Here is a 17,699-nt window from a genome sequence, read left to right on the forward strand (position 1 = left end):
TAGCCTCGCCTTCCTCGGTCTGATACTCCTCGCGGAAGTGACCACCGCAAGACTCGTTACGAGAGAGAGCGTCGAAAGCTACGAGCTGACCCATGGTGAAGAAGTCACGCAGGTGGATAGCCTTGTCGAGCTCGATGTTCAGACCTTCCTTAGAACCAGGAACGAAGAGGTTGGTGTCGAACTCCTTCTCGAGCTCGTGCATCTTCTTCAGACCAGTCTTCAGGCCCTCAGCGGTGCGACCCATACCAACATACTCCCACATGATGTGACCCAGCTCCTTATGGATAGAATCAACAGAACGCTTACCCTTGATGTTCAGCAGACGGTCGAGTTCTGCGTCAACAGCCTTCTCGGCAGCGTCGAACTCAGGCAGGTCGGTAGAGATCTTACCCCAGATGCTCTGGTCAGCCAGATAGTTCTGGATGGTGTAAGGCAGCACGAAGTAACCATCGGCCAGACCCTGCATCAGAGCAGAAGCACCCAGACGGTTAGCACCGTGGTCAGAGAAGTTACACTCACCGATAGCGAACAGACCAGGAATAGAGGTCTGCAACTCATAGTCAACCCAGATACCACCCATCGTGTAGTGGATAGCGGGATAGATCATCATCGGCTTGTAGTACTTCACACCATTGATCTCGTTAGCAACATCGCCAGGGAATACGTCGGTGATTTCCTCGTACATCTCGAAGAGGTTGCCATAACGCTGCATGATCACGTCGATACCCAGACGGTTGATTGACTCAGAGAAGTCGAGGAACACAGCCAGACCCGTGTTGTTCACGCCAAAGCCCTTGTCGCAGCGCTCCTTTGCGGCACGAGAGGCCACGTCACGAGGAACGAGGTTACCGAATGCAGGATAACGGCGCTCCAGATAGTAGTCGCGATCCTCCTCGGGAATCTCCCAACCCTGCTTGGTACCAGCCTGCAGAGCCTTGGCATCCTCAATCTTCTTTGGAACCCAGATACGACCATCGTTACGCAGCGACTCAGACATCAGCGTCAGCTTAGACTGCTTGTCACCGTGAACAGGGATACAGGTGGGGTGAATCTGAACGTAAGAAGGATTAGCAAAGTAAGCACCCTTACGATAGCACTGAACAGCAGCAGTACAGTTACAACCCATAGCGTTGGTAGAGAGGAAGTAAGTGTTACCATAACCACCAGTAGCGATGACAACAGCGTTAGCTGAGAAGCGCTCCAGCTTACCTGTGATCAGGTTCTTGGCGATGATACCACGAGCACGACCATCAACGATGACCACGTCTTCCATCTCATAACGAGTGTACAACTTTACCTTACCAGCCTTGACCTGACAGCTCAGTGAGCTATAGGCACCCAGCAGCAGCTGCTGACCCGTCTGACCCTTGGCGTAGAACGTACGGCTTACCTGAGCACCACCGAACGAACGGTTGGCCAGCATGCCACCATACTCACGAGCAAAGGGAACACCCTGAGCCACGCACTGGTCGATAATATTGTTTGATACCTCAGCCAAACGATAAACGTTGGCCTCGCGAGCACGATAGTCACCACCCTTTACAGTATCGTAGAACAGACGGTAGATAGAGTCACCATCGTTCTGATAGCACTTGGCGGCGTTGATACCACCTTGAGCGGCGATAGAGTGAGCGCGACGGGGAGAGTCCTGAATGCACAGGTTAATCACATTGAAGCCCATCTCACCAAGAGAAGCAGCTGCAGAAGCACCAGCCAGACCGGTACCAACTACGATGACGTCGAGCTTCAGCTTATTCTTCGGGTTTACGAGACGCTGATGAGCCTTATATTCCTTCCATTTCTCAGGCACTGGTCCTGCGGGAATCTTTGAATCTAATACTTTAGCCATAATTCTTTCAAATTTAATAATTGATTATTAGCAGCAGATACTGCAGCAAGCGCCATTACAGAGTGAAGGAGCGCAACCGAAGAAGAATGCGAGTACTACAGCAATGAAACCCAGAATAAGCAGGGTAACATAGATGAAGCCAATGGTCTTCCAACGGCAGAACCATGTCTTGCCACTCAAACCAAGAGTCTGCAGAGAGCTCCAGAAACCATGAGTCAGGTGGAACCAGATGGCCACGAACCAGATGATGTAGAGCACTACAAAGACAGGATTGCTAAATGTGTCCTGCATGAAAGCAAAACCGTCAGCAGGATCGTGAGCCACTTGCATACCAATAATCTCGGCAAACATCATGTTGTACCAGAAGTTGAACAAGTGCAGCAGCAGACCCAGGCAGATGATAATACCCAGCACAAGCATGTTCTTAGATGCCCACTCTACCTTACCGGCATTCACGGTCGTAGCCACCTCATAACGGTTGTCGCCACGAGCCTTACGGTTTTGAGCCGTCAGGATGAAAGCATACACGATGTGAGCCACGGCCAAACCTGCCAGACCCAGCGTAGCCACTACAGCATACCAGTTTGCACCGAGCAATGCACAAATCATGTTGTAAGCATCACCCGAAAACAGTGCAACCAAGTTCATGCAGCAATGGAACGTCAAAAACAGAATCAGCGAGATGCCTGTTACCGACATCACCACCTTTCTACCAATTGATGAATTAAATAACCACATAAATGATTGAAAATTAATGAATTAATATGAGTTTTTAGATTTATTGTCAGCATTTAAGCACCCTCACAGGCACCTTTTCTTTACTTATAATTTAGTACGTACACACGTATTGAGGTCGCAAAGTTAATCAAAAATAATGAGATTTCAAACTTTTTAGGTTAGAAATCTCATTTGTTTGTCATTATTTTTATATTTTCCACACAAAGCCTACTCCACGCTCTCGTCTATCTCCTGGAAATAATTGCTCCATCGTGAATTCTGATAAAGGCTAAGCGAGCCTTGGGGAACCAGCAGTTGATGTACCTTCTTGTCGTCGCTAAAACTAAAGACAGACGGATCTATCGCCGAAGGGTCGGCTGTATGAAGTTTAACATAAGAGCCATATTCTGCCAACTGACTGCAGTTACGGAAAGCACCTTTCCCAATATATGTCACCGTACTGGGAATGTTGACTATGGTAAGCCCAGAACAGCCATAGAAAGCAGACGCGCCAATACTGTCAAGTCCTTCTGGCAAATCAAGCTTATTGAAGGCTTCACATTTCAAAAATGAATAGTCATCAATGCGGTGCAGGGACTTGGGCCAACTGACATCGGCCATCGTCTTACACTCCATGAAAGCACCCTTACCTATTATTTCCACATTATCGGGAATCACCGTTTTTTCACAACCCATAATGAGTTCGTTCGTTTCCGTTAGGATAACAGCATTACAATTATCGCGTGAGTCAAAGGTCTTATTGCCTGACTCCACAATGATTGTTTCCAGCATGTTGTCAAAGAAAGCAAATTCGCCAATCTCTGATACTGATGCAGGTATAGAAAGAGTACGCAGAAAGTTGTTGGCAAAAGCACATCGTCCTATCGATTCCAATGATGATGGCAGTTGCAGCTTCACAAAACCACAGTCCTGAAAGGCAGACTCACCTACCCTAATCAAATTATCATGACTGGGCGATGCCAAAAAGTTATGGCTGTTGACAAAGGCAAAATCGCCAATTTCCTTGATGGAGGAATGAATAGAACTGTCGAACCCGCCAATCATAATCTTACTTTGATTAGACCATACTATAGCATTACAGCCTTCTCGGGCATCGAACGTCGTATTACCTGTCCACACGTTGATATTCTCTAACGGATAGCGTCTCACATATCTGGGAGTTGTCTGAGGAATGTACATAGATTCTTCTTCTGTCCGTTCCTCTGGGTTTCTTACAAACAGCGGGTTCTCACCATTGTCAGAACTAAAAGAGTTGACATTATAACCAACGGTTAGCGAACGCAAAGACTGATTGTTGGTCACCCCATGATTATTAAGATAATCTTCCTTTGCTGTAAAGACACCCAGATTTTTCATACGGGTAATGGGATAAATCACATCGTTGATGCTAATGGCATTTGGAACAACGATTTCTGAAGCGCCGCCGTCGGTACCTATAACGCTGGCCTGTTTATGGTCCAAGTCATAATATAGCGTACCGTCTGTATAATATTCATTCTTGATGTAAGGCTTCGTGATAAAATCTTCACTGCCACCACGGTCTTTCATGCACGATGACATCATCATGCTGACAGCACCCAAAAACAAGGACCACCCTACTACTCGAGCCTTTTTCAACATACCGTTTTTACTTTTTAATGATTATAGCGTGCAAAATTAATGTATTTTTTTGAAAGATGAGGTCTTTTTGCAGAACTTTTTGTAATTTTGCAACGGAATTTTCTAAAAGATACTGATGATATTACATTATGACGTTGTAGTCGTGGGTGGCGGACATGCTGGTTGCGAGGCTGCATGTGCCTCGGCAAATATGGGTGCGAAGACGCTGCTTGTGACCATGGATATGAACAAGATTGCGCAAATGTCGTGTAATCCTGCCGTTGGCGGTATTGCCAAGGGACAGATTGTGCGAGAGATTGATGCGCTGGGAGGGCAAATGGGACGTGTAACAGATGCTACAGCCATACAATTCCGAATGTTGAATGTGGGAAAAGGACCTGCTGTTTGGAGTCCTCGTGCCCAATGTGACCGTGGTAAGTTCATCTGGGAATGGCGTCGCGTTCTCGATGAAACCGAAAATTTAGACATTTGGCAGGACCAGGTTGACGAACTGTTGGTAGAGAATGGTACTGCCGTTGGCGTAAAGACCATCTGGGGAACGGAGATTCGTGCAAAAAGTGTGGTGATAACTGCAGGAACCTTTCTAAATGGATTGATGCACATAGGTCGAAAGATGGTAAAAGGTGGGCGAATTGCGGAACCGGCAGCAGAACGACTGACAGAGAGCATCACCCAACACGGTATTCGCTCTGCACGTATGAAGACAGGCACACCAGTACGTATTGACAAACGCAGCATAGATTTTTCTAAGCTTCGCCAACAAGACGGAGAAAGTCGCCCATATCGCTTCTCTTATTACAATGGCACCCCTGAGAATCATCAAGCCCAACCCACACTTCCCCAACTCCCTTGTTGGGAATGTTATACGAATCCAGAAGTACATGACATACTTCGCTCAGGATTAGCGGACTCTCCATTGTATAATGGACAAATCCAATCGATTGGACCACGCTATTGTCCATCCATAGAAACAAAACTAGTAACATTCCCTGATCGAGACAAACATCTATTATTCTTAGAGCCAGAAGGGTCAGAGACTAACGAGATGTATTTAAATGGCTTCTCGTCATCATTACCCATGGACGTACAAATCAATGCGCTAAGAATGATTCCTGGATTGGAAAACGCCAAGGTATATCGTCCGGGCTATGCAATAGAGTACGATTTCTTTGATCCAACGCAACTTAAACATTCGTTGGAATCTAAGATAATTAATGGATTGTTCTTTGCGGGTCAGGTAAACGGAACAACAGGCTATGAAGAGGCTGCCGGACAAGGATTAGTAGCAGGTATCAATGCCGCATTGAAGTGCGATGGAACCGAAGAATTTGTGATGCATCGCGATGAATCATACATCGGAGTGTTGATTGATGATCTGGTGACGAAAGGTGTTGACGAGCCATATCGTATGTTCACCTCTCGAGCTGAGTACCGTATTTTACTACGCCAAGATGACGCTGACTCTCGACTGACGGAGCGTTCTTATCATATAGGATTGGCCAAAAAGGATCGTTATGATTGGTGGATGGAAAAGAAAAATGCTATCGAAAGAATCGAAAGTTTTTGCAAGACATTCCCTATTAAAGCCAAGGAAATCAATCCTGCTTTAGAACGGCTTGGCACCACCCCACTCCAGTTTGGTGTGAAACTCGAGGACTTGATAGCTCGTCCACAGTTAAACATAAAGAATCTTTCAGAAATAATTCCAGAACTACACGAATTCATCGGACGCTTGCCTAACAGAATGGAAGAAATTGCCGAGGCTGCCGAGATTCGTATCAAATATAAAGGATATATAGAGCGTGAACGACTGGTTGCAGAGAAAATGCATCGTCTGGAAAATATTCGCATCAAAGGTCACTTTAATTACGAAGACCTGAACGGACTCTCCACCGAATGCCGTCAAAAATTGAAGGCCATTGACCCCGAGACTTTGGCACAGGCAAGTCGTATTCCTGGCGTCTCACCTAGCGACATCAACGTACTGCTGGTACTCATGGGACGCTAATGTTTCACGTGAAACAGGACATAATGTGTAACATATATAACTGACTGAAAATGAACAACAAAGTACTGATTGACAATCTGAGATGCATTCCAGATTTCCCAAAGAAAGGAATTAATTTTCGTGACGTGACGACACTCTACAAAAACGCCGAGTGCATGAAAATTATGGTTGATGATCTTTATGAGATTTATAAAGATAAAGGCATCACCAAAATTGTAGGCATTGAGAGTCGTGGGTTTATTTTAGCCGCAGCACTCGCCTATCGTCTTGGAGCTGGCGTTGTATTAGCACGCAAACCAGGTAAGCTGCCTTCAACAGTTATTAAGGAGTCGTTCTCAAAAGAATATGGTGTTGATACCATAGAAATGCACATCGATTCTATCGAGCCTGATGACGTGGTACTTATTCACGATGACCTCTTAGCAACAGGAGGTACAGCCAAAGCTGCTTACAAGTTGGTACAGCACTTTCATCCAAAGAAGGTATATATGAACTTCATCATTGAGATTACAGACGAAGGGTTGCATGGTCGTGATGAGTTCAAAGATATCGATTTGACAACGCTTTTGACAATTTAGTGTTTCACGTGAAACATGACAAAGGAAGAGAACGAGAAAAGGCTTGAATATCTGCGAGATATTGTAAGGCGGTTGCCTGATAAACCTGGCAGCTACCAGTTCTATGACGATACCCACACCATCATCTATGTAGGTAAAGCAAAGAACTTGAAATCGCGCGTATCCACCTATTTTCACTCAGAGGTGGACCGTTTTAAGACAGCCGTTCTTGTCTCAAAGATATATGATATCAGTTACACGGTTGTTAACACTGAAGAAGACGCCCTATTACTGGAAAATTCACTCATAAAAAAGTACAACCCACGCTATAATGTCCTGTTGAAAGACGGAAAAACCTACCCTAGTATTTGTGTTACAAATGAGTATTTCCCACGTATATTTAAAACGCGTACTATCAACAAGAAATGGGGGTCGTATTACGGGCCGTATTCTCACATAGGAACAATGTATGCTGTACTCGACATCATCAAAGAACTATACCATCCTCGCACTTGTCGACAGCCCATTACAAAAGAAGGAATTGAAAATAAAAAATATAAGGTTTGTCTGGACTTTCATATCAAAAAATGCTTAGGTCCCTGCGTAGCAAGGCAGTCGTACGAGAACTACCAAAAGAACATTCTTCAGGCACGAGAAATACTAAAAGGAAATACGCGACAAGTATTACGAGATTTGAAGGACGAAATGCTGAAACTAAGCGAGGAATTACGTTTTGAAGAGGCAGAAGAAGTGAAAAGGAAATACCTCGCACTTGATGGTTTTGTGAGTAAAAGCGAGGTAGTGAGTCACACTATCAATAATGTGGATGTATTTTCAATAACCAGTGACGAAAAAATAGCCTATATCAACTATATACACGTATCTAACGGCTGTATCAATCAGAGTTTTACCATAGAATACAAGAAGAAACTGAACGAGAGTGATGAAGAGCTGTTGCAGTTAGGTATTATTGAATTACGTGAACGATTTAAAAGCGATGCCAAAGAGATCATAATACCTATGGAGATGGAGAGTATTTTGGAGAACGTAAGATTCACCACACCTAAACTTGGAGACAAAAAGACCCTACTCGACCTCTCTATCATGAACTGTAAGCAGTACAAATTCGACCGTTTGAAGCAGGCAGAAAAGTTAAATCCTGAACAAAAACAGGTTCGACTGATGAAAGAACTACAGGAAAAACTCGGGTTGCCTAAGATGCCTTATCAAATAGAATGTTTCGATAATTCTAACATCTCTGGAACAGATGCTGTGGCCGCCTGTGTGGTGTTTAAATCCATGAAACCCAGCAAGAAAGACTACAAACACTATAACATTAAAACAGTCTCTGGACCTGACGATTATGCATCTATGAAAGAGGTTGTTCATCGTCGTTACTCCCGTCTGATTGAAGAAGAACAGCCACTACCCGACCTTATTGTAGCCGATGGTGGCAAAGGTCAAATGGAAGTTATACGACAGGTCATTCAGGATGAGTTAAACCTCGATATACCCATTGCAGGACTTGCAAAGAACGATCGTCACCGCACCAACGAACTGCTCTTTGGTTTTCCACCGATGAGTGTTCAACTTAAAACAGACTCAGAGTTATTTTACGTGCTCTCACAATTACAAGACGAGGTGCATAGGTTTGCCATAGAATTTCATAGAAATAAGCGTTCTAAGCGTGCTTTGACGTCAGAGCTTGACACCATCAAGGGCATAGGTCCAAAGAGCTGCGAGGCGCTTCTAAATGCCCTGAAAACAGTTCGTAAAATTCAAGAGGCACCATTAGCAGAATTAACTTCTATTGTGGGAGAAGCAAAAGCAAAGATTGTATACGACCACTTCCATAGTAGGAAATAGGCATAAAGTAAAGTGAAAAGTTTGGCGGTTTCAAAAATAATATTTATCTTTGCAACATGAGAGCAGTCATACAACGCGTCAGTCATGCAAGCGTCACCATAGAAGGCGTAGTGAAAAGCCAGATCCAGCAGGGTTATTTGATTCTGTTAGGAGTATGTGACGAAGATACTACAGAGGATGTAGAGTGGCTGGTGAAAAAAATAGCTAACCTACGAGTATTTGGTGATGAGAACGACGTCATGAATCGTTCGATACTTGATGCAGACGGTAACTGTTTGGTAATCAGCCAGTTTACTCTATTTGCCAGCTACAAGAAAGGCAACCGCCCCTCTTGGTTTAGAGCAGGTAGCCACGAACACTCTATCCCACTCTACGAAGCGTTCTGCACTAAGCTTTCTGAAGCTATTGGCAAACCAGTAGGAACAGGAGAGTTTGGCGCTGACATGAAGGTAGAGCTGTTAAACGATGGCCCCGTAACCATCTGTATGGATACGAAGAATAAAGAATAAAAGCCTCCCCCCTACCCGCTCCAAAGGGAAGGGGAGAATAACAACAACAGAAATAATGACTATAAAGGAAGCACAACAGATTGTAGACCAATGGATTAAGGAATACGGTGTACGGTATTTCTCAGAATTGACAAATATGGCAGTACTAACCGAGGAAGTTGGCGAACTGGCACGAGTAATGGCACGTAAATACGGAGACCAAAGCTTCAAAGCTGGTGAAAAGGAGAATCTCGGAGAAGAGATGGCTGACGTGCTGTGGGTACTGATTTGCCTGGCTAATCAGACTGGTGTCGACCTTACTGAGGAGCTTCAGAAGTCTATTGAAAAGAAGACAAAAAGAGACGCTTTGCGACATATAGAAAACCCTAAGCTCAAAGCATAATAAATTCAAACTTTAAACATAATTACTATGGCAGAAATGAGTAAAATTGAGCAGGTGCTCAACAAGTACAACCTCGACATCAGCGACGAGGAAGTGAAAGACGCTGTGAAGAAAATCATAGCCGAGAAAGTTCCCCTCAACGATACCCCCGAAGTGAAGAAATTCCTGATGGGTAGCGTGGAATTGACCACATTGAAAACGACAGATAGTGAGACATCAGTAATGGCTTTCACAGAGAAAGTGAACCAGTTTGAAGAAGCCTACCCCGACCTTCCCCATGTGGCCACCATCTGCGTGTATCCTAAATTCGCCAAAGTGGTGAGTGAAACATTGGAGGTAGAAGGAGTAGAAGTGGCCTGTGTATCAGGCAGTTTCCCCAGCAGTCAGAGCCTCATTGAGGTAAAGACCGTTGAGACCTCTCTTGCTGTGAAAGATGGTGCCACCGAGATTGATATCGTTATGAATGTTGGGGCTTTCCTGGATGGCGATTTTGAGACTGTTGTCGATGAGATTCAGCAGCAGAAAGAGGCCTGTGGCGAGAAAGATATGAAGGTGATTCTGGAAACAGGCTGTCTGAAAACCGCTAAGAATATCAAGATTGCTTCTATCCTGTCAATGTATGCTGGTGGCGATTACATTAAGACATCAACAGGAAAACTGGAGCCTGCTGCTACACCCGAGGCTGCCTACGTCATGTGTCAGGCCATTAAGGAATACTACGACCAGACAGGCATACAAATAGGTTTTAAGCCCGCTGGAGGCCTTAACAGCGTTATGGATGCACTGATATACTACACGATAGTAAAAGAGGTCCTGGGCGAGAAATGGCTTACCAACAAATGGTTCCGCATGGGTACAAGTCGTCTTGCAAACCTTTTGCTCAGCGAAGTAATAGGCAAAGAAGTTAAGTTCTTCTAAGATATTCTCATTATAAAAGAAACGAGGAATGGTGTCATTCCTCGTTTTTTATGCTTTTACCAAAGCTCATTAATGGCATTTACCTCTCCTGTTCCTGCACTGATACGTCCTACTGTATCGTCACTTCCAATAGCCAGAAGTACAAAGAGTACAAAGCAGCACAGGGTCAGTGCGAGTTTACCTGTACTTGTTCGTCGTCGCTCTACCCTATCGACATCACTAAAAGCCAATCGGTGTACGATAGAAATATAGGTAAAACCGGCTATGATGGCCAGCATATAAGCCAGCACATCCGAAGCATCATAAGTGCCGTGCATGATGCCTAAACCCTGTAGAAATTCGTGAGGAATGCAGATGAAAGGCATCACGAGAATAAACATCCAACAGTCTTTGATCTTGAAGTTCCAAAAGCAACCTATAAGGATACTATAGGCGAAGAGCCAGATACCATCAGGTAAGTTGTAGAGCATCCAAGAAGGAACACGCGCCGGATTATGTTGAAGCTCTTCCAGATAGTCAAGCAGTCCGAAGACTTTAAACCAATGGAACATCTTAAGCGTATCTGGGCGGAACGAAATATACATCATTCCACACAAGAAAACACACATGAAGGCAATGCCGATGGTGCCTATTTTTAGTCCTGTTCTTTTTCGTTTTGGGTTCATCGTTACAAGAAAACACGGCAAAGTTAGACATTTTTTCCCAAATGTCCATCAAAAAGGAGGATAAAAAGTGTAAAAATGCCGATTTTTACTATTTCTTACGCTGAATCACATAGTCCAGATAGGCACTCAGAGAAACGCGGATAGCATCATCTTTTACCGACTCTTCCAAATATTTCAATGCCTCACGATGGAAGTCTTCCATACGTTTCTCTGCGTAGTCAATTCCACCATGTTGTTTGGTAAACTCCACCAAAACAGCGATTTCATCGGTGTTGATGGTGCCCGCCTTCACCTTTCTGGCCAGATTCATCATCGATTCATACTGCGGGTTCTGGTTCAGCGCATAAATCACGGGTAGTGTCAGCTTGCCTTCTGCCATATCATTACCCGTAGGTTTACCTATTTCCTTTGAATCGTAATAGTCAAAAATATCGTCACGAATTTGGAACATGATACCCAGATTCTGACCAAAACGTGCTGCCTGTGCTACATCATCATCTGTTGCACCTGCAGAAAGAGCTCCGATAGCAGCGCACGACTCGAACAACACAGCCGTCTTCTGCTTGATTACATCATAGTATATATCCTCAGAAATGTCTTTATTGCTAATGTTCCACAGCTGTAGCAGTTCACCGCTGGCCAACGTACGACCCAACTGTGCCAGGTTCTCTATGATACGCTGGTTATTCGTGTACGAGACATTCAACAAGGCAGTAGAGAGGATGAAATCACCTGTTAGCACCGCTACCTTATTATTATACGTAGCATTCACCGAGGCCTGTCCACGACGTTCTTCACTCTCGTCTACCACATCATCGTGTACCAGCGATGCCGTATGCAGCAACTCCAAGCCGATAGCAGCATGTTGTGTAGCCATCGTTACGCCGCCATAGTTCTTAGCAATAAGCAACGTCAGGATGGGGCGCATACGTTTACCACCACGCTGTCTGATATGACTCAGCACTTCTGCAAGAAGATGATCACCATGTGTCAGCGTTTGACTAAAGAGTTCAGTAAATTCGCTGAATTCTTGTTCAATGGGTTGTTTTATGAGCGATAATGGGTCCATTTTCATAATTTTGCCACAAAATTACAGAAAATATCTCGATATTGATTATTTTTTTAGTAATTTTACACGAAAATTCTGAATATCGTATGGATAAGCTCTTTTTACTCGACGCCTACGCCCTCATTTACAGGTCGTATTATGCATTTATCAAGAACCCTCGCATCAACTCCAAGGGTCTCAACACGTCAGCCATCATTGGCTTCGTCAACACCTTGCAAGAGGTTATCGAAAAGGAACAACCAAAGTACATAGGTGTGGCTTTCGACCCCCACGGGCCAACCTTCCGCAGCGAACAGTTTCCTGCATATAAAGCCCAGCGTGAGGCCACACCTGAAGATATTCGCAAAGCAGTACCTATCATCAAAGACCTGTTGACTGCTTATCGAATCCCTGTGTTGCAAGTCGATGGTTACGAGGCAGACGATGTGATTGGCACGTTAGCTAAAAAGAGCGATTCCATCGAAGGCATAGAGACATATATGCTGACGCCCGACAAGGATTACGGACAATTGGTTACTGATAAAGTCAAGATCTTCCGCCCAAGACACGGAGGCGGCTATGAAGTGATGGGACCGAAGGAGGTTTGCGATAAATACGGCATCACTACCCCACTCCAAGTCATCGACCTTTTGGCGTTAATGGGCGATTCTGCCGATAATTTTCCTGGTTGTCCTGGTGTGGGTGAAAAAACAGCCACGAAACTCATCAACGACTTCAACTCCGTAGATGAACTCTTACAGCGCACCAATGAATTAAAGGGGGCACTAAAGACGAAGGTGGAAGATCATGTTGAAGATATCCGCATGTCATATTTCTTGGCCACCATCTGCACTGAGGTACCCATAGACCTCAATCTTGACGATTTGAGGTTGCAGTCACCTGACGAGGAAAAATTGTCGGCACTCTTCACCGAACTTGAGTTTAAGACGCTGACTAACCGAGTTCTTAAAAAGCCTGAAAAAGTGGCAAAACCTGTTAACGCGCAACTCGATTTGTTTGCAGAATTTGCGCCCGAGGGTACAGGCGGCTCAGAATTTTCGAGTTTTGAGACCCTTAAAACGACCCCTCATGAATACAAACTCGTTGAAAATGAGGCGGATTTGGTCAAACTTTGTGACTTTTTCTTAACAAAAGATTTTCTCGTTCTAGATACGGAAACCACTTCAACCTCGTCAATCGATGCAGAATTGGTGGGTTTGAGCTTCTCGGTGGAGGAACACAAAGCTTTTTATGTGCCCATTCCTACCAATCGTGAAGAAGCGTTGCGAATTGTTAATATCTTTAAACCACTCTATGAGAACCCCAAGATTCTCAAAATCGGACAAAACTTGAAATACGACCTTGAGGTGCTCCGAAATTATGATATCCATCTTGATGGTCTGATGTGGGACACCATGATTGCTCACTATCTCATCCAACCCGAACTGCGTCATAACATGGACTACATGGCCGAGATCTATCTGAATTACCAGACCATCCACATCGATGAACTGATAGGTCCGAAAGGTAAGAGTCAGAAATCGATGCGCGACCTCCCACCCTCTCAGGTCTACGAATATGCCTGTGAGGATGCCGACATCACCCTGCAACTGAAAAACAAGTTGGAACCTGAACTGAAGAAAAACGAGTGCGAAGACCTCTTTTATAATATAGAGATGCCCCTGATGCCTGTTCTGGCCGAGATGGAGATGAACGGTGTGTGTCTGGATACTGACTCGCTTGCCGAGACCTCCAAAATTCTGACTGACCGTATGAACGAGATAGAGAAACGCATCTACGAGTTGGCTGGGCAGACTTTTAATATTGCATCGCCAAAACAGGTGGGTGAGATCCTCTTTGAAAAACTGAAGATAGTAGAGAAAGCCAAGAAGACCAAGACGGGACAATATGTGACCAGCGAGGAAGTGCTACAGCAGTTGCGCAGCAAACACGAAATCGTTGCTGACATTCTGGAACACAGAGGGTTAAAGAAACTCATTGGCACATATATCGAGGCCCTTCCCAAGCTGATAAACCCACGTACAGGACATATCCACACCTCGTTCAATCAGACCATCACAGCTACTGGACGCCTCTCGTCAAGTGACCCTAACCTGCAGAATATTCCTATTCGCGGCGAGGACGGAAAGGAGATTCGCAAGGCCTTCATCCCAGAGCCTGGCTGCCTGTTCTTCTCGGCTGACTATAGTCAGATTGAGTTGCGCGTGATGGCCCATTTGTCACAAGACGAGAATATGATTCGTGTGTTCCAAGAAGGAAAAGACCTGCATGCTGCCACAGCCGCCAACATCTACAAAAAGCCCATTGAAGAGGTGACACGCGATGAGCGCACTAAGTCAAAACGAGCTAATTTCGGTATCATTTACGGCATCACCGTCTTTGGTCTCGCAGAGCGTCTTGAGATATCCCGCGATGAAGCTAAGATGCTGATTGACGGCTACTTTGAGACTTTCCCACAGGTGCACGACTACATGGAGCAATCCAAGGAGATAGCCCGCAAACAAGGCTACGTCACTACCCTATTCGGACGTCGCCGCTATCTGCCAGACATCAACTCGCAGAACGCCACTGTGCGTGGTTTTGCAGAGCGCAACGCCATCAACGCCCCCATTCAGGGCACCGCTGCCGATATCATCAAGGTGGCAATGATTCATATCTTCGAACGCTTCAAAAAAGAGGGCATCAAGAGTAAGATGATTCTTCAGGTGCACGACGAACTCAACTTCTCTGTCTATCCAGAAGAAAAAGAGCAAGTAGAGCGCATCGTGTTAGAGGAGATGCAGTCGGCCTTTGACATGAAAGTTCCCCTTGTTGCAGATAGCGGATTCGGCAAAAACTGGCTCGAAGCGCATTAATTTGCTTAAAAATTATGAATTATGCGCTCGACTTTGTCGCTTTTTTAAAAAAAGAATAATGAATTATGAATTAATTCGTACCTTTGCACCCAGATTATAAACGTTTATAGAAGAAAATGGCATTAAAATGTGGTATTGTGGGACTCCCAAACGTGGGTAAGTCCACACTTTTCAACTGTCTGTCTAGTGCAAAGGCACAGGCAGCAAATTTCCCTTTTTGTACAATAGAACCCAACGTTGGCGTTATCACCGTTCCTGATGAGCGCCTCACAAAACTTGCAGAGATTGTACACCCAGGACGTATCGTGCCTGCCACCTGTGAAATCGTAGATATCGCAGGTTTGGTGAAGGGTGCCTCGAAGGGTGAAGGTCTTGGAAATAAGTTCCTTGGAAATATCCGCGAGACGGATGCAATCATCCATGTGCTACGTTGTTTCGAGGACGATAACATCACGCATGTTGACGGCACTATCGACCCCATCCGCGACAAGGAAATCATCGATACCGAGCTGCAGCTGAAGGACCTTGAGACTATCGAGGGTCGTCTGGCTAAGACGGAGAAGGCAGCAGCAGCAGGTAACAAGGATGCTAAGGTGGAAGTAACTGTGTTAAAGGCCTATAAGGAGGCCCTCGACCAAGGAAAAAATGCCCGCGTGGTGGAGTTTGAAAGCAAAGACGAGCAAGACTGTGCCCGCAACCTCTTCCTCCTTACTTCAAAGCCCGTTCTCTACGTCTGCAATGTGGGCGAAGCCGATGCCAAAGACGGTAATGACTTCACCAAAAAAGTAGAGGCGCTGGCCAAGGAAGAAGGTGCCGAAACGATGATTATCGCAGCTAAGACAGAAGAGGATATCGCCGAACTTGAGAGCTATGAGGACAAGCAGATGTTCCTGGAGGAATTAGGTTTGGAGGAGAGCGGCGTTAACCGTCTGATTAAGAAGGCTTACGCCCTGCTGAATCTCGAGACCTTTATCACCGCTGGTGAGATGGAGGTGAAGGCGTGGACCTATAAGAAGGGTTGGAAGGCTCCTCAGTGTGCTGGCGTTATCCACACCGACTTCGAAAAGGGCTTTATCCGCGCTGAGGTCATCAAGTACGAGGACTACCTGAAATACGGCTCCGAAGCTGCTGTCCGTGAGGCAGGAAAGCTCGCCGTCGAGGGAAAGGACTACGTGGTGCAGGATGGCGATATCATGCACTTCCGCTTCAACGTCTAGAAAGACTAGAACATCTAGATGATCTAGAATAACTAGATAAAACAAACGATATGAATATTCTCTCATATATCACTTGGAACCCCTCGCTCGAGGTCTTCAGCATTGGTGCTTTCAGCATTCGCTGGTACTCGCTGATGTGGCTCATCGGACTGGCGATGGCCTATCTGATGGTGCGCTGGCTGTATAAGAAGCAAAACATCCCCAACGAGAAGTTCGAGCCCCTCTTTATCTACTGCTTCCTGGGCATCTTGGTGGGTGCTCGCTTGGGACATTGCATCTTCTACCAGCCTGATTATTTCCTTACTTCGTGGAAGGGTTTCGTGGAGATGCTACTACCCATCAAGATTACTGCAGATGGCTGGCACATGACTGGTTATCAGGGACTTGCATCACATGGTGGTACCCTGGGACTCATCCTAGCCCTGCTGCTCTATGTACGCCACTTCAAGGTGCCCGTATGGACTGTGCTCGACAATATCGCTATTGCCACAGGCATCACAGCCTGCTGCATCCGCATAGGCAACCTGATGAACTCAGAGATCGTAGGAAAGGTAACAGATGAGAGTCTGCCCTGGGCCTTCTGGTTCGTACAAAATGATCATAACTTGGTGTTGCGTCATCCTGGACAGCTCTACGAAGCTATCGCCTATGCCCTACTCTTCCTGCTGATGATCATCCTCTACAAGAAGATGCCGCAGAAGGTAGGCACAGGTTTTTACTTTGGCCTCTGCTTAGCTTATATCTTCACCTTCCGCTTCTTCATTGAGTACTTCAAGGAGGTGCAGGAAGCCTTTGAAGAGGGGCTTCCCTTCGATATGGGACAAATCCTCAGTATTCCGTTCATCATTATTGGTGTTTATTGTATGATAAGAGCCAAAAAAGTAGCTTAAACGAAAATATGAAAAGAACGATCTTATCCGTTATGCTTGCTGCCCTGACGATGGGCGCAACAGCACAAAGCGCAGACAGCGTTCGCGTTAAAAACGACACTACAGGGACGAAGAAGACTGTTGGTGAGATCGCTAAGACTCTTCCTCAGTTCCCTGGAGGGCAAAAAGCGCTGAAGCAATTTTTCGAGAAGAACGTGCGGTATCCTGAAGCAGCTCAGGACTATGACGTAGAGGGACAGGTTATCATGACGTTCTTCGTCAACGAAGACGGCTCATTATCAGACATTTCCGCCCACGACTGCAAGATTAACCGTTTCAATACGACCAGATTCTCGCAGGAAACGGAATCCAAGCAGAAAGAGTTGAAGGAGCAATTCGCCAAACTCTTCGCCAAGGAGGGCTATCGCTTGATCAAAAAGATGCCGAAATGGACTCCTGGCAAACTTAATGGAAAAGTCGTGCGGACGAAATATAACCTCCCCATCAACTTCGTCAATCCCCATAAATAATAAGTGACAAGCAATAAAAAATATGCGCCTCTTCTCATTTAGGAAGT

15 protein-coding genes are annotated in these 17,699 nt (G+C 45.4%); 10 read left to right on the top strand and 5 right to left on the bottom strand.

The window, feature by feature from the left end:
* From Q0R57_RS10155 to Q0R57_RS10165, 3 genes are all read right to left on the bottom strand, one after another.
* Nucleotides 1–1,849, bottom strand: a 1,849-nt coding sequence (locus Q0R57_RS10155) for a fumarate reductase/succinate dehydrogenase flavoprotein subunit (RefSeq protein ID WP_294746971.1), incomplete at its 3' end; no start/stop codon positions are given.
* Between the two features lie 27 nt (nt 1,850–1,876).
* Complete coding sequence (locus Q0R57_RS10160; RefSeq protein WP_294746974.1) at nt 1,877–2,587, bottom strand: succinate dehydrogenase/fumarate reductase cytochrome b subunit; 711 nt, start codon at nt 2,585–2,587, stop codon at nt 1,877–1,879.
* Nucleotides 2,588–2,794: 207 nt separating this feature from the next.
* Nucleotides 2,795–4,207, bottom strand: coding sequence for a leucine-rich repeat domain-containing protein (locus Q0R57_RS10165; RefSeq protein ID WP_294746977.1), 1,413 nt, complete (start codon nt 4,205–4,207; stop codon nt 2,795–2,797).
* A 115-nt stretch (nt 4,208–4,322) separates the two neighbouring features.
* On the opposite strand from Q0R57_RS10165, the gene mnmG reads away from it, so the two are divergent.
* From mnmG to deoC, 6 genes are read left to right on the top strand one after another with little or no spacing between them, the layout of a single operon-like run.
* Complete coding sequence (gene mnmG / locus Q0R57_RS10170; protein ID WP_294746980.1) at nt 4,323–6,215, top strand: tRNA uridine-5-carboxymethylaminomethyl(34) synthesis enzyme MnmG; 1,893 nt, start codon at nt 4,323–4,325, stop codon at nt 6,213–6,215.
* A gap of 50 nt (nt 6,216–6,265) precedes the next feature.
* Nucleotides 6,266–6,793, top strand: a complete 528-nt coding sequence (locus tag Q0R57_RS10175) for an adenine phosphoribosyltransferase (protein WP_294746983.1) — start codon at nt 6,266–6,268, stop codon at nt 6,791–6,793.
* Between the two features lie 15 nt (nt 6,794–6,808).
* A complete protein-coding gene (uvrC, locus tag Q0R57_RS10180) occupies nt 6,809–8,638 on the top strand; it encodes an excinuclease ABC subunit UvrC (protein ID WP_294746986.1) in 1,830 nt (609 codons plus the stop codon).
* 56 nt (nt 8,639–8,694) lie between these two features.
* Nucleotides 8,695–9,147 carry a D-aminoacyl-tRNA deacylase gene (dtd, locus tag Q0R57_RS10185; RefSeq protein WP_294746989.1) on the top strand — a complete coding sequence of 151 codons (453 nt, stop codon included), beginning with the start codon at nt 8,695–8,697 and terminating at the stop codon, nt 9,145–9,147.
* A 55-nt stretch (nt 9,148–9,202) separates the two neighbouring features.
* Nucleotides 9,203–9,529, top strand: coding sequence for a nucleotide pyrophosphohydrolase (locus Q0R57_RS10190; RefSeq protein WP_294746991.1), 327 nt, complete (start codon nt 9,203–9,205; stop codon nt 9,527–9,529).
* A 27-nt stretch (nt 9,530–9,556) separates the two neighbouring features.
* Nucleotides 9,557–10,447 (top strand): deoxyribose-phosphate aldolase, encoded by an 891-nt coding sequence (deoC, locus tag Q0R57_RS10195; protein ID WP_294746993.1) that lies wholly within the window; start codon nt 9,557–9,559, stop codon nt 10,445–10,447.
* 56 nt (nt 10,448–10,503) lie between these two features.
* Here the strand turns inward: deoC and Q0R57_RS10200 are convergent, their stop codons facing one another.
* Together Q0R57_RS10200 and Q0R57_RS10205 are read right to left on the bottom strand one after the other, a co-directional pair.
* Entirely contained in the window at nt 10,504–11,034 is a 531-nt protein-coding gene (locus tag Q0R57_RS10200) for a hypothetical protein (protein ID WP_294746996.1), read from the bottom strand.
* A gap of 166 nt (nt 11,035–11,200) precedes the next feature.
* Nucleotides 11,201–12,181 carry a polyprenyl synthetase family protein gene (locus Q0R57_RS10205; protein ID WP_294746999.1) on the bottom strand — a complete coding sequence of 327 codons (981 nt, stop codon included), beginning with the start codon at nt 12,179–12,181 and terminating at the stop codon, nt 11,201–11,203.
* Between the two features lie 86 nt (nt 12,182–12,267).
* Between Q0R57_RS10205 and polA the strand changes: the two genes are divergently transcribed.
* The 4 genes from polA (at nt 12,268) to Q0R57_RS10225 (ending at nt 17,652) form a co-directional block, all read left to right on the top strand.
* Nucleotides 12,268–15,036, top strand: coding sequence for a DNA polymerase I (gene polA, locus Q0R57_RS10210; RefSeq protein WP_294747001.1), 2,769 nt, complete (start codon nt 12,268–12,270; stop codon nt 15,034–15,036).
* A gap of 116 nt (nt 15,037–15,152) precedes the next feature.
* Nucleotides 15,153–16,253 carry a redox-regulated ATPase YchF gene (gene ychF, locus Q0R57_RS10215; protein WP_294747002.1) on the top strand — a complete coding sequence of 367 codons (1,101 nt, stop codon included), beginning with the start codon at nt 15,153–15,155 and terminating at the stop codon, nt 16,251–16,253.
* Between the two features lie 50 nt (nt 16,254–16,303).
* The gene (gene lgt / locus Q0R57_RS10220; RefSeq protein WP_294747004.1) at nt 16,304–17,143 is read left to right on the top strand and encodes a prolipoprotein diacylglyceryl transferase; all 840 of its coding nucleotides are present in this window, start codon (nt 16,304–16,306) and stop codon (nt 17,141–17,143) included.
* 8 nt (nt 17,144–17,151) lie between these two features.
* Entirely contained in the window at nt 17,152–17,652 is a 501-nt protein-coding gene (locus tag Q0R57_RS10225; protein ID WP_294747005.1) for a TonB-dependent receptor, read from the top strand.
* Nucleotides 17,653–17,699: the final 47 nt, after the last annotated feature.

It is taken from the genome of uncultured Prevotella sp. (genome assembly GCF_946407605.1).
In the GTDB taxonomy this organism is placed as follows: Bacteria; Bacteroidota; Bacteroidia; order Bacteroidales; family Bacteroidaceae; genus Prevotella.

What these genes read in the sequence shown, in the direction of transcription:
- Q0R57_RS10160 (WP_294746974.1), bottom strand. Translation starts at nt 2,587, where the DNA reads ATGTGGTTATTTAATTCATCAATTGGTAGAAAGGTGGTGATGTCGGTA.
- Q0R57_RS10165 (WP_294746977.1), bottom strand. Translation starts at nt 4,207, where the DNA reads ATGTTGAAAAAGGCTCGAGTAGTAGGGTGGTCCTTGTTTTTGGGTGCT.
- mnmG (WP_294746980.1), top strand. Translation starts at nt 4,323, where the DNA reads ATGATATTACATTATGACGTTGTAGTCGTGGGTGGCGGACATGCTGGT.
- Q0R57_RS10175 (WP_294746983.1), top strand. Translation starts at nt 6,266, where the DNA reads ATGAACAACAAAGTACTGATTGACAATCTGAGATGCATTCCAGATTTC.
- uvrC (WP_294746986.1), top strand. Translation starts at nt 6,809, where the DNA reads ATGACAAAGGAAGAGAACGAGAAAAGGCTTGAATATCTGCGAGATATT.
- dtd (WP_294746989.1), top strand. Translation starts at nt 8,695, where the DNA reads ATGAGAGCAGTCATACAACGCGTCAGTCATGCAAGCGTCACCATAGAA.
- Q0R57_RS10190 (WP_294746991.1), top strand. Translation starts at nt 9,203, where the DNA reads ATGACTATAAAGGAAGCACAACAGATTGTAGACCAATGGATTAAGGAA.
- deoC (WP_294746993.1), top strand. Translation starts at nt 9,557, where the DNA reads ATGGCAGAAATGAGTAAAATTGAGCAGGTGCTCAACAAGTACAACCTC.
- Q0R57_RS10200 (WP_294746996.1), bottom strand. Translation starts at nt 11,034, where the DNA reads ATGATGTATATTTCGTTCCGCCCAGATACGCTTAAGATGTTCCATTGG.
- Q0R57_RS10205 (WP_294746999.1), bottom strand. Translation starts at nt 12,181, where the DNA reads ATGGACCCATTATCGCTCATAAAACAACCCATTGAACAAGAATTCAGC.
- polA (WP_294747001.1), top strand. Translation starts at nt 12,268, where the DNA reads ATGGATAAGCTCTTTTTACTCGACGCCTACGCCCTCATTTACAGGTCG.
- ychF (WP_294747002.1), top strand. Translation starts at nt 15,153, where the DNA reads ATGGCATTAAAATGTGGTATTGTGGGACTCCCAAACGTGGGTAAGTCC.
- lgt (WP_294747004.1), top strand. Translation starts at nt 16,304, where the DNA reads ATGAATATTCTCTCATATATCACTTGGAACCCCTCGCTCGAGGTCTTC.
- Q0R57_RS10225 (WP_294747005.1), top strand. Translation starts at nt 17,152, where the DNA reads ATGAAAAGAACGATCTTATCCGTTATGCTTGCTGCCCTGACGATGGGC.